This is a genomic window from Metaplanococcus flavidus (genome assembly GCF_042675885.1).
Lineage (GTDB): Bacteria > Bacillota > Bacilli > Bacillales_A > Planococcaceae > Planococcus > Planococcus flavidus.
In genome coordinates this window covers 1-14,157 of the sequence record NZ_JBHTKI010000012.1, presented here as the reverse complement: position 1 = coordinate 14,157, position 14,157 = coordinate 1, and the positions used below count along the sequence as shown (strand labels likewise).

The following is a 14,157-nucleotide window of genomic DNA, read 5'->3' as shown; positions in this document are numbered from 1 at the left end:
CTCCGTGTCGTATTTCTTCAAAATTTCGGTTTTATTGAGCTTTCGGATGATACAGGACCTGCTTAATCTGCTGGTGATCCATCTCAATCACTGTCCAGGTGCCATTATCGCCGGTGAATTCGTCACCTGTCTGGATGTCGCCTGTGCTTTTGAAATGAACCCAGCCACCGATTGTATCGATTTCATCGCTTTCTTCAAATTCGAGGCCAAAGCGGTCTTCGAGATCCCGGAGCAGCACGCGTCCGTTGATCAGATAATCGGTTTCGTCCACCTGGCTGATATCAGGCACTTCGTCTGCATCAAACTCATCGCGGATTTCCCCGACGATTTCCTCCAGCAGATCTTCCATCGTAATCATACCAGCGGTTCCGCCATATTCATCCGCCACCAATGCGATATGAACGCGGGACTGCTGCATTTTCAGCAAGGCGTTTTGTAAACCGGTCTGTTCAAAAACAGTCGGTAATTCCCGGACGAAATTCTGAAGTTCCCATGGACGTCCCGCTACGATATGAGGGAGCATCTTTTTGGCGCTGACAAATCCGATGATGCGGTCTTTGTCTCCGTCTTCTGTGACAGGGTAGCGCGTGTAATTATTTTCATCAAGTATCTCGACGATTTCCTCCAGTGGCATATCTTTGTCGAGCGTTACCAGTTCTGTGCGCGGCACCATAATTTCTTTTGCGGCCCGCTCATCGAACGTAAAGACATTTTCCATGTAAGATAATTCAGTTTCATTGAGCGCGCCGCCTTCAAAACTTTGCGCCATGACAATTTTCAATTCCTCTTCCGAATAGGCTTGTTCAAGTCCGGGCTGTATACCGAATGTGCGCAATAAAATCCGGGCAGCTCCGTTTAAAGTCCAAATGAAAGGTTTCATAACCTGGCCGAACCAATAGAGGTAAGGGGCAAGAAGGAGCGACATCTTTTCAGCAAACTCGATTGCCAGCGTTTTCGGTGCCATTTCGCCAACCACCACGTGAAGATAGGTGACAAGCAGGAATGCGATGGCATAGGAAGATGCCGAAGCAACCGTATCGGACACAGCAAAAAATTCGAAAACCGGATACATCAGCCGTTCGACAGTCGGTTTACCGAGCGCACCAAGCCCAAGCGCTGTAACCGTAATGCCCAATTGGCAGGCGGACAGGTAATAGTCCAGGTTTTCTGCCACTCTTTTTGCCATAACCGCTTTTTTATTGCCTTCTGCTATCAATTGATCAAGACGTGACATCCTGATTTTGACGACCGCAAACTCTGAACCGACAAAAAATGCCGTCAGACCGAGTAAAACGACCAATAAGATTAAATTCAGTAGCGTAATTATATCCACTTATATTCCCTGTAAAAGGGATTCACCTCCGGGGTTTATTGGAGCAAAGCAATTAGAGCCGTAATGGCAGCCATCTGGCTTGCAAGTGCATTGCCCGCTTGCGTTTTCGTATGCGGCGGAGCATCTTTCAGCTGTTCTTCCAGCCGGACAATCTTTTGCTGCAGCCCTTTGAATTCATCAATGACTTCATCAACCAGTTCTACCGTTACCGGCGTTTCGCCTGCACAAATGATTTTCTTAATCTCCGCGATGGACATACGCTGTTTTTTCAATACTTGAATCCGTTCGAGTGTCTGCAGAACATTGGTCGGGTAAAGCCGGTAATTGGCCTCTGAGCGTTCAAATGCCAATAAACCCGAGTTTGTATAATAATCAATGGTTCTAGTGGACACTCCACTCAATTTTGCAACTTCACCGATCTTCATTAAGTCCTTCCCAACGTAAACACCCCCAGTGTGATTTAGAATATACTACCATATAAAAGCTCCAACCATACAGTGGAATGTGATGGTTTTGATTGGAAATAAAAAAAATTAAAAAGTTTTCACTATTCCGACAAATATGTATTGCTATTTCTCTATAGCGGGTACTATATTGTTCTTACAACTCAATAGACTTTTGACTTTCGTCAAAGGGGAGTAGCTATAGGGAAACCTATTTCACAGTCGTCATTACGTGGTTCATCGCCACCGGTTGTGATAGCAGTTAATTTTGCTTAGCAAGACCTTTGCCTTATAAAAGGCATTGGTCTTTTTTGTTGCAAAAATTATCTGGAGGTTTACAAGATGGAAGCAATTTTACTGGAATATGTATGGGTGCTGCTCGTTCTTATCGCACTCGAAGGATTACTCGCTGCGGATAACGCGGTGGTCATGGCGGTCATGGTCAAACACTTGCCGAAAGCGCAGCAAAAAAAGGCGTTGTTCTATGGCTTGATGGGAGCATTCGTTTTCCGCTTTGCCGCTTTATTCCTCATAACCTTACTTGTTGACGTTTGGCAAATCCAGGCTTTGGGAGCGGCATACCTGTTGTTTATCGCCTTCAAGCATATTTACGACCAGCGAAAAGGCAAAGAGCATTCGCTGGAGCCTGAAGCTACTAAAGGTGCAGGTTTCTGGATGACGGTATTGAAAGTCGAGCTGGCGGATATCGCTTTCGCAATCGATTCAATGCTTGCAGCAGTGGCTTTGGCGATTACGTTGCCTCATTTGGGCGCCATGGAAATCGGCGGCATCAACGGAGGCCAGTTCGCCGTTATGCTTACCGGTGGGTTAGTCGGACTTGTCATCATGCGTTTTGCGGCTCATAAATTCGTCAGATTACTGGCAGAATATCCGCAATTGGAAACAACTGCCTTCGTCATTGTCGGCTGGGTCGGCGTGAAATTGACCGTCCTCACACTGGGGCATAAAAACCTCGGCATCCTGCCGTATGATTTTGTCCACTCAGCAGAATGGAAGCTTATCTTCTGGGGAGTATTGCTCGGTATCGTCTTAGTTGGCGCGTTGGTCAGCGTGAAGAAAAAGAGAGAACAGGAAAAACTGGCTTAATCGTTTAAAAGCAGTTCCTACTATATAAATATCAGCCGGTGCAGGAGAGTCAATCTTCTGTGCCGGTTTTTTATGGAATAAAATCTGGATGGGTGTGAATGAATGATGGAGATAAGCGGATTATGGGTGGGGAGCGGGAGGTTTTTGTGCGCAGAAAAAGGATATATGAACGGAAAAGAAAAACTCTGCGCTGAAAACAAGATTTGAAGACTTAGTGGTAGACTGCTAGCCACCTTTACCCCACAAATTTTAAAAGTACTGGAGCGGATGTTTTTCGCTGCGCGAAACCTTTTCATCTCAAAAGTACACGGGTAAGAAGAGAATATAGACATTGACAAAGTATTTGCCAAAAAAGAGGCCATTTTTAACGAATTTGTTCATTCACTAGAAGATTTCGTTGAAATTTAATGTGAAGGGAGTGGAAAAGCATTAGTCGGAGGTGCGAAGAAGCTGAAAACTGCCTCCTGGCAAGCAATATTTGATGAAGAAATGATGCTGATTTTATTCCCTGAAATTTGTGTGCGATAAATAAGATTTATGTGCGGTAACAGCGATTTGTGTGCGATAAACAAAGTTTGTGTGCGGTAAAAAGGATTTGTGTGCGATAAATCGAATTTGTGTGCAGAATGATAATTACGTGTGGTATTTAGTAAAATTTCATCACCAAACGCACCGACAAATTTCTCGCCTATCCATTAAAAGAAGGCTTCGCATCCGCGAAGCCTTCTGCTTTGAGTATTTAATCAGAGCTTATTTTTCCACTGCTCGAACTTCATAGCTTCGCATTGATCCGAGATCGCCTCTTGCCAGCACCTTACCCGAATGGATCAGTGACCGAAGCCGGTAATCAATCCAGGCATCGGAATAGATATGATACGAGTGGCCCAGGACTTCGCCGACAACACGAACGGCTTTTACAAAACCGTCTTTCGCATTCTCTTCTTCCTGCTCACGCACACAGTCCAAAATGAATTGATCATCTCGCGTTTCTTCTGCCTCCAGGATTTCCCCATCCTGCAATGAACGCAATAAACTCGGACTAGCGAGCAACCGCTCTGCATCCTGCGTTAAAGTGCCGATCGTAGCTTCGGACAGTCGAGTTCTCGAATGCTCATAAAAATGAGAAAGCTGCTTCGCGTTAAATTCACCTGAATGGCGGACTTCAATTTGAATAGCTGAGCCCCTCATCAGCTCATCCATTGCTTCAGGTGTTTTGACAACCGACAGCTCCAGTTTCCGGTCTGCCGTGAGATAACATGCGAGACGCAATCCAATTTGCTCTGCCGCATTTTCACTCGTCCAAATCGTCACTTGTTCGCCGTCTTTCAAACTTTTTAATTTTATCAAGGTCTGGCGGTACTTCTCCTCTTGATGCGCCAATTCATCGTCTTCGTAAATAAACGAAGATTTGAGCCAATCGAAATGGCGCCGGATGCCTTCTTCTTCGTGGATTGCCGCAGTCGGCCCCACTGACAAATCAAGCGGCAACGCATAAATTTGATGATCCTTCCCGCGAAAAGCAAGCTTTAAAGTGCCGGCAACCGAATCGCCGATAACAAAATGTATCATAGTAAAAACCCTTTCTTTTTGAAAGATTCTCTGTTATTACATAATATTCCATGTCTCTCTAGCTTATCATAAGATATCAAAACCATTTCCCCACTTTTCCCCTATACTTTATTCGTATGAAACTATTTTCTGAAAACTTGCGTCTATGAGGTGTTCAGGAAGGGATGGGAACTTATGCCGGTGCATGATTACACAAAACTGACCGATGAGGAAATGAAAAACATTATGGACAGCCACGGGGAATACATGATCCGGCTGGCGTATTTCTACGTGAAAGACTGGGCCACGGCCGAAGACATCATGCAGGAAGTGTTCATCAGTTATTACCGCAAAGGCGATCAGTTCGACAACCGGTCCTCCCTGAAAACCTATCTATCCAAAATTACAGTCAATAAATGCCACGATTATTTGAGAAGCTGGAAGAATAAACGCTCGCTGTTCTCGAACTCACTCGGCGGGTTGATTTCCAACGCAAAGTCACCCGAAGAAACTTACGTCCAGCAAACAGACCAAAGCAATCTCACCAATAAAATCCTGGAACTTCCGATTAAATACAGGGAAGTGATCCTGCTGTTTTATTATCAGGAATTCACTTCAAAGGAAATCAGCGAACTGCTGGAATGCTCGGAGAACACCGTCAAAACACGATTAAGGCGTGCCAAGGATCTGCTGCGGCAGAAAGTGGATTTGAGAGAATGGGAGGGGATGCAGGATGAATAAATTCAAACGCGATCTGGACGAGTTTGGCGGTGATTCGCCGCGCTTCAAAGAACCGCTGAAACGGAAAATTCTGAGCGACATGAAAAGGGAGCGGCGATCGCCGAATCGCTTTGGAACCTTTCAAGCTGCCGCTGTGTTGGTGCTGCTTTTGACGGTTGCGACCCTTTTTCTGGTGCTCAATCCTAATGGAAATGGAACGGATTCCTCCGGTCCCGTGGGCACACCGGTATTGACGGATCCGAATACGGTGGAGGAAATTGAGAGATTTTTTGAAGTAACGGAACCGCAGGAAGTTTTTGACTTCGGGTACGATTCGATGGACCGTGGTAATTACGATTATTATGAATATCCTTTATTGATCGATCCAGCCGCTTATCAGAAGAAAGATGTTGCCAGGGGAGACGTCGTTATCTATGAAACAGATCTTTTCGATGGCAGGGGCCAAACAGTTGGCAGGATCGTCGCTTTGCCGGGAGAAAGTGTGGAAGTCATAGAAGGACAACTTTACATCAACGACCAGAAGCTGGACACGTTTTACGGCCGGGCTTCTCGCCTGGGATACAGTTCGAATGAAGAATACAATGAGGCTGTGATAGAAGGCGGGACAACACAAAACCTCGATTCTATGAAAGAAATATTTTCCCAGTCAATTGAAACTTTTACGTTAGGTGAGAGTGAAGTTTATGTGACAGGTGATGATTGGTTCAGGAGCAGACAGGAAATCGTCAAAGTAGATGAAATCCAAGCGGAAGTTTTGGGATACTATGTGGAATAGACTAGGCCTGCTTGGTTAAGAGAGAAGAAAGGCTGCAGTTGAAAATAGCCTTTCTTCTTTTTTACGGCTTTTCTTTTCAAGTCATCCTGAGTTTAAAAGGAATTTTCAGGAAAATGGAGAATTTAGTATTAAGAACGTGTTTACTAAGTTTATTTCATCAAATCGATAAAGCAAAAGAGGAGAGAATCATTTGAAAAAAATACTCTTTGCAGTATTGATGGCTATTATTATTTTTGCTCTTTATAGTTATCAAAAACCAATGCTCAGCACAGAAGAGGCGATTGTCCAAGCATATGAACATCTTAGAAATCCACCTTCCAATTTAGAATTGAATCTCGCGCCAATTCAAATCGAATTGGATGAAATACCGGCAGAAAATATAAGTTTAAGCCTTCGGCAGCAGAAAGGGTTTCTTAACCAGCTCTTCAATCATCAGCAATGGGAAGTGACGATAAGTTACGAAGATGTAATTCCCACTGTCGTGATTGATGCAGTTACCGGAAAAATTCTGGACATCACCGGCCCCATGAATTAAAAAGCAGCCTTCTTAAAATCAAAATTCAACATACCAAGCCAAAAAAGCGTCGTACGAAAAATTCGGATGGCGCTTTTGCTGTAGCTTTTAGAATGATTTTGAATGAATCCAGTTAAAAAATTTAAGAATTCACCTAGTTGCCAGAATCTGAGTTTGTTAAGATTAGAAAGAATCGTAATGGGAAATAAATGGAATTTAATTATTTCAAAGTCAATTAGAAGAAAGGAGAGAGAACCATGAAAGCATCCATAATCACGATTGTGCTGTTTTACATAATTGTCTTTATAATTGGCGTGGCGATACAGGACTTCATCTTTCCGTGGGGAGGCGTGGCAGAAAGCCATTTGAAGCCGATCTACATGGGCCTTATTGTGCTGAGTGGGTTAATTGTCGGTTGTACGGTGTATCTGGCTGATGCCTTAAAGGAAAGCAGAACAATTCAGGACAATCAATAAGTAAAAGCCATCACAGCAGAAGAGATCATCTCTTTTCTGTGATGGCTTTTATTTATTCTTTATTGGTTAAGAAACGATTCTTCGAAGAAATCCAAAAGATATTCCAGCGTGATCGGATCACTGTAAGTGGAAGCTTTCGTGTTGATCTCGAAGACCTGATCATTCTTTACAGCCGGGATGTTCTGCCATACATCCGTTTCGGTGAATGAATTATCGACGTCCGGTTCTTACTGAAAATCACGTAATCACCGGCAAACTCAGACAATACTTCGGATGAGAACGTGTAGATGCCGGATTCCTGCGCCAGTTCTTCAACTTTTTCAGGCATCTTCAATTCCATCGCCTGATACAAAATCTCCGTACCTCGCGCATAATTGTCGCCGAACACATAGAATTCCTTGTTGCCGCTTTCGATTACAGAAACCGTAGCGTCTTCGCCGATTTCTTCACGGATTTGAGTTCCGATATCCGCAGCGCGGCTTTGGAAATCTTCCACCCAGTCCTTTGCTTCCTGTTCTTTGTTCAACCAGTTTGCCGATCTCGACTTGCTGGTCCAGATAATCGAGTTTGCCCCATGTGAATGCGACGGTTGGCGCAATTTCGCCTAGCTTATCAAGGTTTTTCATGTGAGAGCCGGCGATGATCAAATACGGGTCCAATTTAATGATTTTCTCGAGGTTATCTTCAGTGACGATTTCCACGCCTTCCAATTTTTCCTCGAACAGGGGATTCATCCCCGTCCAGTCATCGATACCGACAATATTGCCATCCATCGCCAATACGTTCGGGCCGTTTGTCAAGGAGATGATACGTTTTGGTTCTTTCGGAACTTCGACAGGCCCGGTTTCTGATTCATATGTAAATGTGTATGACTCATCTGTTTCGGCAGCTTCGCTCGCATTTTCTGTATTCCCGCAGGCCGCAAGAAACAGGACTAGTGTAAGTAAAAAGAGGACAGCAAATTTTTTCTCCTCAATTCTGATAATGATAATCATTTTCATTTAGATATTATAGGTAAATGAAAATAATGTCAACAAGCTGCTTATAAATCCGCAGACGAATTTTCTCGAAATTGTACTTATGGGAATAAAGCAGTCTAATTTTGCTTATACTGAAGAGCATCCGGTTCAGTATAATAAAGGAAGAAATAATATACAGGAAAGCTGAGACTGAAAGTAAGGAGAGAAAAATGGATAAACTGACAGAGGAAATCGTAAATTGGATAGAGTCGAAAGACAAAAGGCTTGTCATCGGCGTGTCCGGACACGGGGCGGCGGGGAAAACAAGCTTTACACAAAAACTGCTGGAACGATTGGGCGGGCATGGAGTTAATTGCCTCAACACCGACCCCTATATCGTCAGTTCGGATATTCGCAAGCATTCGGCGATTGAATATACATATGCAAATATTGCTCATCATTATAAAATGACGGCGTGCCATCCCGCCGCTCATCACATTGGCGCTTTGGAGCGGGATGTGCGGATGGCTAAAGACGTTTTGGACTTCTATACGCTCGGCACCCATTACAGGAAGAGTGAGCTGATATCTTCAGCGAATCGACTGACGATTGTGGAAGGGATGAGTGCGGCTTTTATTGATCCGGAGCTTTTTGATCTGAGAATTTACTTTTATACGGACGGTGAAACGGAATTTGAGAGAAGATCTTCGCGCGATATCACGGAAAGAGGGGCGGACCTGAATTATTTGAAGGCATCGCACGACCAGCGGCGCATCCAGTATGAATTATTCATGCATCCATACAGCCGGCACTTTGATATTGTGGTCAAGTCAGCTGCGGATTGTGAAATTGTGGAGAAGATGGCGTTTGATTTTAGTGAGTAACGACTGGCCATTTGCGAAAGAGCTGCTGAACGCCGGAATAATCTTCTGAACGCCGAATTAATTCGCTGAGCGCCGGAATAATTTTTTGAACGCCGAATTAATTCTCTGAACGCCGAATTATGCTTTAAAGCTGAATAATGAATGGGAAAAAACAGCGCGAGAAGCCCTCTAAAGGAAAAATCGCTATCACTTCTAATCATTCTCTCTCCAAAACCCAAGATCAAAAGCCAAATGGCTGCTTTTCGCAGGCGAAAAGCGAAAAACCAAGTACCGAAAAGAAAAATCCCGTGCGGGTGACTGGCACCCGCACGGGATTTTTAGTATATAGCAATTTCACTCATCCCAGCTTAGCAAACGCAACGAGGCTCCCCTTATCGCATGATTGAAAACCGTTCTTTTCATAGAAATGGCGGACATCTGCCGCTTCTTCCGTCAGCAGAACTTTCTGCCGCACATCATTATATTTTTCCAGTACGCGGTGCATCATTTCACTCGCGAGCCCCTGATTCCGCCGGCTGTTCAAAACGAGTATGTCCTGAATATAGATGATGGTGAGGCCATCGCCGACAACTCTTACCAGCCCAATCAACTCTTCATTGTCCCATACCGACAGCACATATAACGACTGGACCAACGCATCCGCCAATCCATCCAGATCCCTTGTGTAGGCGAACCATTCAACATCTTCATACAGCGATTTCAATGCCTCTTTATCAATTTGCTTGTCTTCTTTGAATGTATAAGTCATTTATTTTCCTCCTCAAAATTTTAATTTGAAGAGTGCATACGCAATTTTTCCACTGTCTTATGCCTCCTTTTCCAACAATTTCCTGAAGCAATCATTTGTTTAACTATATCCAAATATTCCAATTGTTACAACTTTTATCAGGAGCCTTGGTTTATGATGAAATAAATGAAGCATTTGCTGCTCACAAAAAAACTTTGAAAAACTGACTGATTTTTATTCCTTAATCGTCTATTGGTAAAAGGAGGGGAAGATATGCTACGGGACATGGAATTCCAAGAAATATACGAAAAACATTCGGAACAAGTTTATCGCTATATATTCTATTTATTGCGTGACAAAGAGTTGTCGGAAGACTTGACTCAGGATGTATTTTTAAAGGTTTATCGAAACTTGAAGCAATTCAATCATGACTCCACAATTGCTACCTGGATTTTGAAGATTGCGCGAAACCTTACATATGATTATTTACGCCGGAAGAGAATCGTTTCATTTTTACATATGGAAAGTCGAAGCTACTCATCAGAAGAGAAATCACCCGAAGAATCGTTCCTCACAAAAGAAAGTGCTGAGCACCTGTACATTTCCATGGGCAGATTGAAGAGGGATTACCAGGAAGTTCTTATTCTGAGGAAAATAAATGACTGTTCGATCAAAGAAACGGCTGAGATATTGGGATGGACTGAAAGCAAAGTGCAAACTAAAACGGCTCGCGCTTTGAAGAAATTAAGAACAGAAATGTTGAAACAGGAGGGGAAATATGATGAACAGTCGAAAAGAATATGATGAGCTTTTCAGCGAACTGAAAAAGGCTGATCGTTCGCCTGCTGTCAGACAACGAACCCTGGATAATATTCTTTTAAACGAGGAGAGAGAAACTGGAGTTCAGAAAAAAGAAAGACGGCATTTCGTTCCGGCATTCATAAGCCTTGCCGCAGTGGCAATTGCGTTATTTCTCGTTTTCTCCGTCATGAGTGAACCTTCGATAGAAGCTCCTGTAACGTCAGCCTTTGCCGACTTAGAAATTGAAAGAAGTATTGTGGCCGAGAATGGCAGTGTTCAATCTTTTAAGGCGACTTTGCCTTTGAAAATGAATGTTAGGTCTATAGAGGATGCCAGATGGAATCAATCTGTAGAGAAAACTTTGACAACCCTGGAAGAAGTCGCTGACGCTCCAGAAATTCCGCCTGCGTTCGATTTATCCTTTTTTACAGCAGAGCAAAAAAATTATCGGTTCAAGATATGGGATAGCCCTGATGCATTGTTTCTGATGGACATGGATTCAAAAAAGATATACTCGAGCAATTCAGAAGACGCGGCGAATATGTTATTGATGCTGAAAGGGATGTATGGGCAGTAAACAATTGAAGCTGTTTCCCCCTGTCCACACTCAGCACAAACGGACAGGATAACAACCGAATCGCTTGATAAAATCAGTGTAAGGAGTGTGAGGGCTATGGGATGGGTGGAATCGCTGCAGCGTGCTATTGATTATATGGAAGAGCATATCGAAGAACATTTATCGGTCGAGCAGATTGCGAAAGAGGCAAACTCTTCTGTGTTTCATTTTCAGCGAACGTTTGCAATCTTGACGGATTGTTCGGTCGCTGAGTATTTACGCAGAAGGCGGCTGACGCTGGCGGCGCAGGAATTGTCTGCTACGGACCAGAAAGTTATCGATATCGCCTATAAATATGGCTACGACACTCCCGAGGCTTTTTCAAAAGCGTTTCGGCGGCAGCACGGTATCACACCGAGTGAAGCCAGAAAACATTTGGGCGAGCTGCAATCTTTTAACCGCCTGGCGATCCAGGTGAATCTGAAAGGAGCCCTTCCGATGAAATACCGAATTGTAGAAAAGGAAAGTTTTCAGGCCATTGGAGTAAAGCGTGATTTTTCGATGAGTGACGGGGAAAACATGAACGGAATCCCACAGATGTGGATGGAAGTGAATCAGGACGGCACAAGTGATGCAATCGCCCAACTGAGCAACGGCGAAATCAATGGCCTGCTCGGTATCTGTACCAACTACCAGAACGGGGCGACAATGGATTATTGGATCGCTGCCGAAAGCAATCAACCGGTGCCGGAAGGTTTCCTGGAGATGGAAGTGCCCGCCTCCAAGTGGGGAATCTTCGAAGTGCATGGCGCGATGCCGGAAGCCATGCCGAAAGTATGGAAACAGATCTTTTCGGAATGGTTCCCGTCCAATCATTATGAGAACGCCGGAACTGCAGAGATGGAAGTGTATCCAGCTGGAGATGCATACAGTGATGATTATGTTTCTGAAATTTGGATTCCGTTGAAAGGGAAGAAATAGGTAGAGAGAAGACAGCCGGTTTGGATCAGAGGCGTGATAGAGTGAAGTGGCAATAAAGTCATTCAACTTTATCCAAAGTCATCCGTTCGTAAATGTGCCGGAAAAAAGGTGGACGTTCGTAAAGTGTTTCAGGACATTTACGAACGTCTTTTTTGTTGGAGTCAGGATGATTTTGAAGTGTTCGTAAAGGTGTACTTTTGCGAACGCTCTATTTATTCCTATAAGTAGTTTTTCTTTGAGAAAGAGCTAAAAAAACGATAAAAAATAGGAGGGAAATAATGGTATAATTCTCTGGGATGCACAAAAAGATGAAATATTCTTGAACATTTATAAAATCTGAGGAGTGTCAATTATGAAAACCATACTACAAAAAATGACAGACGAAGAATTTGATCATTACTTGGCATATTTTATACCTGACTATGCTAAAGACTTATCCGAAAACTTTATGATTCCGTTAGAAAAGGCGATGGAAGAATCAAAAGATTTGATGGAACAACTACTTCCAAATAAACAAGACACAGAAGGTCAATTAGTTTACAATATTTATTCAATTGACGAAGATAAAACAATTGGCGTGATCTGGTACAATATCCAAACCGAAAGTAACAAAGCTTATATCTATCATATTTTAATCAAGGAAGAGTTTAGAAAGAAAGGGTTCGCTACCTTCGTATTACAAGAATTAGAAGAAACCATGAAAAGTACTGGGATTACTTCCATGGGATTGAATGTTTTTGGCAAAAACCCTAATGCTTATAAACTTTATGAAAAACTCGGCTATCAAACGCAATCAACGGCAATGGGGAAAAGAATCTAAAATAAAAAATGAAGAAGTTTACATATCGTGCGGTTATCGGAAGTATAAAGGAAGACTGGATGCTTTCAACGTTGCATCCAGTCTTCCTTTATTTAGAGAGATAATTTTATTTTTGAATAACAACCTGTATTTGTTAGATTAGACAATAAACTTCGTGAACCACGCTATGTATCTTGCTCCAGGTAAAAAGAATAATTGAGCAAGTATCGTACCAAGTAAGCGGGAAGCGATCATCATTACAGCAATGCTTTTAAGATTCAGGTAACTGCCGCGCCGATTGAGGACATCATCGGCTAGCACAGAGATTTTTGGATCGACAAAAACAATTAGCAGGATGGTGGCCAATCCATTGATTAGACCAGAAGCCATGATTGCTGTAGCAGCCCTTTCGGGAACAATGATGGCTGCATAAAGCGCAGAAAGAACGCCAATTGTGTAAACAGCGGTAATGATCATATTAATGAAAAATAACTGAACCGGAATATCTTTTAAACGGACGCCCTTTAAGTAAGACAGTTTTGGCAGACGGATATGTCCGATTCCTCTTTTAATATAGCCAATATTCATTCCTTTTCTGACCAGTCCAAGTATAGATCCTCTTTCGGCTGAAAGGTGAATGATTGCACGCGAAAAGATAGAGATGAAAGTCGGAAGCAAAAGAATCCCGATTATCGTTCCCATTGTAGAAGCACCGATGATGATTCGGTATTGGGTCTCGACGAATTCAAATGTGTTTGTTTCTGGTGCCGAGTCAATTAAACTTCCGGTAAATGGCTGCTGCATCATATTGGCTAAACGGGAAACCATTACCATGACATTGAACAAGGAAAGAGCAGATGCCAATAGGCGTACTCGTACTCCAGATAAGCGAACGGCATAGGCAAGTGTTTCGATGGAGTGGATGATCAAAACGAATAGAGCAATCATAATTAATTTATCTGTGAAAAATTCCAAAAGAAAACCTACTTTTATTTTTATCCTTATATTACCATAGCCTTTCAGTTTGAAAATGAAAAATGAAAATATTGATTGCCAATTTTAGATTTTAATTGATATTTTATATTTTAAAGCAAGAATATTTTTAGAAGACTGTCCTAGTTAACATATGAGGGATTATCGGAAGCTTCTATAAAAGAGTTTATATTTCTAAAAACCAGTTCCTTTTTTAAGGTTACTGGTTTTTTAAAATGCTGTGCAAATTAAAGTCTCACTTCCTACTGGTCACTTCTATAATACGTTTGACTACCGTAGTTTAAATTATAATTGTTATTTGATCAACAGGGTATGACTAATAGAAAAACTGCGTATGTTCGCATGTTATAAGTGGTAAAGTTATAATGAAGAAAGGGTCGTATATTTATAGTGATAAGATATGGAAGTATAAATAACTCAACTTTCGCAGAGTGAAATTGGCAAATAAGCCTTGATGTAACTGGGCAGACCGCCAATCCAAAGCTGTAGTTGACTTTCAATTAGTTTTTTCATTTTCGTG

The 14,157-nt window shown here is 42.6% G+C and carries 15 protein-coding genes and 1 pseudogene; 10 read left to right on the top strand and 6 right to left on the bottom strand.

Annotated elements, in window-relative coordinates:
* Positions 1-31: 31 nt before the first annotated feature.
* Both ACFQ1X_RS08955 and ACFQ1X_RS08950 read right to left on the bottom strand, forming a co-directional pair.
* Positions 32-1,333 carry a hemolysin family protein gene (locus ACFQ1X_RS08955; RefSeq protein ID WP_144840086.1) on the bottom strand — a complete coding sequence of 434 codons (1,302 nt, stop codon included), beginning with the start codon at positions 1,331-1,333 and terminating at the stop codon, positions 32-34.
* 35 nt (positions 1,334-1,368) lie between these two features.
* Entirely contained in the window at positions 1,369-1,758 is a 390-nt protein-coding gene (locus ACFQ1X_RS08950; protein ID WP_144840087.1) for a MerR family transcriptional regulator, read from the bottom strand.
* Positions 1,759-2,118: 360 nt separating this feature from the next.
* Here ACFQ1X_RS08950 and ACFQ1X_RS08945 point away from each other — a divergent pair, with 360 nt between their 5' ends.
* Complete coding sequence (locus ACFQ1X_RS08945) at positions 2,119-2,883, top strand: TerC family protein (protein WP_144840089.1); 765 nt, start codon at positions 2,119-2,121, stop codon at positions 2,881-2,883.
* 750 nt (positions 2,884-3,633) lie between these two features.
* Here ACFQ1X_RS08945 and ACFQ1X_RS08940 read toward each other — a convergent pair.
* A complete protein-coding gene (locus ACFQ1X_RS08940; RefSeq protein ID WP_144840091.1) occupies positions 3,634-4,452 on the bottom strand; it encodes a DUF1835 domain-containing protein in 819 nt (272 codons plus the stop codon).
* Between the two features lie 174 nt (positions 4,453-4,626).
* Here ACFQ1X_RS08940 and ACFQ1X_RS08935 point away from each other — a divergent pair, with 174 nt between their 5' ends.
* The 4 genes from ACFQ1X_RS08935 (at position 4,627) to ACFQ1X_RS08920 (ending at position 6,937) form a co-directional block, all read left to right on the top strand.
* Positions 4,627-5,172 (top strand): sigma-70 family RNA polymerase sigma factor, encoded by a 546-nt coding sequence (locus ACFQ1X_RS08935; RefSeq protein WP_379082189.1) that lies wholly within the window; start codon positions 4,627-4,629, stop codon positions 5,170-5,172.
* Positions 5,165-5,947: a S26 family signal peptidase gene (locus ACFQ1X_RS08930; protein ID WP_144840093.1), complete on the top strand. Its 783-nt coding sequence runs from the start codon at positions 5,165-5,167 to the stop codon at positions 5,945-5,947. The genes ACFQ1X_RS08935 and ACFQ1X_RS08930 overlap by 8 nt, the downstream gene beginning before the upstream one ends.
* 190 nt (positions 5,948-6,137) lie before the next feature.
* Entirely contained in the window at positions 6,138-6,482 is a 345-nt protein-coding gene (locus ACFQ1X_RS08925) for a hypothetical protein (RefSeq protein WP_144840095.1), read from the top strand.
* A gap of 236 nt (positions 6,483-6,718) precedes the next feature.
* Positions 6,719-6,937 carry a hypothetical protein gene (locus ACFQ1X_RS08920; RefSeq protein ID WP_144840097.1) on the top strand — a complete coding sequence of 73 codons (219 nt, stop codon included), beginning with the start codon at positions 6,719-6,721 and terminating at the stop codon, positions 6,935-6,937.
* A gap of 59 nt (positions 6,938-6,996) precedes the next feature.
* On the opposite strand, the pseudogene ACFQ1X_RS08915 reads toward ACFQ1X_RS08920, so the two are convergent.
* A pseudogene (locus ACFQ1X_RS08915) lies at positions 6,997-7,932 on the bottom strand (iron-hydroxamate ABC transporter substrate-binding protein).
* 194 nt (positions 7,933-8,126) lie between these two features.
* Between ACFQ1X_RS08915 and ACFQ1X_RS08910 the strand changes: the two are divergent.
* Positions 8,127-8,780 carry a uridine kinase family protein gene (locus ACFQ1X_RS08910; protein ID WP_144840099.1) on the top strand — a complete coding sequence of 218 codons (654 nt, stop codon included), beginning with the start codon at positions 8,127-8,129 and terminating at the stop codon, positions 8,778-8,780.
* Between the two features lie 337 nt (positions 8,781-9,117).
* Here ACFQ1X_RS08910 and ACFQ1X_RS08905 read toward each other — a convergent pair whose 3' ends face one another.
* On the bottom strand, positions 9,118-9,528 hold the full coding sequence (locus ACFQ1X_RS08905) for a GNAT family N-acetyltransferase (protein WP_144840101.1): 411 nt from the start codon (positions 9,526-9,528) through the stop codon (positions 9,118-9,120).
* Between the two features lie 252 nt (positions 9,529-9,780).
* Between ACFQ1X_RS08905 and ACFQ1X_RS08900 the strand changes: the two genes are divergently transcribed.
* The 4 genes from ACFQ1X_RS08900 (at position 9,781) to ACFQ1X_RS08885 (ending at position 12,665) form a co-directional block, all read left to right on the top strand.
* Positions 9,781-10,311 (top strand): RNA polymerase sigma factor, encoded by a 531-nt coding sequence (locus tag ACFQ1X_RS08900; RefSeq protein ID WP_144840103.1) that lies wholly within the window; start codon positions 9,781-9,783, stop codon positions 10,309-10,311.
* Positions 10,286-10,885: a hypothetical protein gene (locus ACFQ1X_RS08895; RefSeq protein WP_144840105.1), complete on the top strand. Its 600-nt coding sequence runs from the start codon at positions 10,286-10,288 to the stop codon at positions 10,883-10,885. The genes ACFQ1X_RS08900 and ACFQ1X_RS08895 overlap by 26 nt, the downstream gene beginning before the upstream one ends.
* 96 nt (positions 10,886-10,981) lie before the next feature.
* Complete coding sequence (locus tag ACFQ1X_RS08890) at positions 10,982-11,845, top strand: AraC family transcriptional regulator (protein WP_144840107.1); 864 nt, start codon at positions 10,982-10,984, stop codon at positions 11,843-11,845.
* A 352-nt stretch (positions 11,846-12,197) separates the two neighbouring features.
* The gene (locus tag ACFQ1X_RS08885; RefSeq protein WP_144840109.1) at positions 12,198-12,665 is read left to right on the top strand and encodes a GNAT family N-acetyltransferase; all 468 of its coding nucleotides are present in this window, start codon (positions 12,198-12,200) and stop codon (positions 12,663-12,665) included.
* Between the two features lie 138 nt (positions 12,666-12,803).
* On the opposite strand, the gene ACFQ1X_RS08880 is transcribed toward ACFQ1X_RS08885, so the two are convergent.
* Complete coding sequence (locus ACFQ1X_RS08880) at positions 12,804-13,592, bottom strand: lipid II flippase Amj family protein (RefSeq protein ID WP_144840122.1); 789 nt, start codon at positions 13,590-13,592, stop codon at positions 12,804-12,806.
* Between the last annotated feature and the right edge of the window lie 565 nt (positions 13,593-14,157).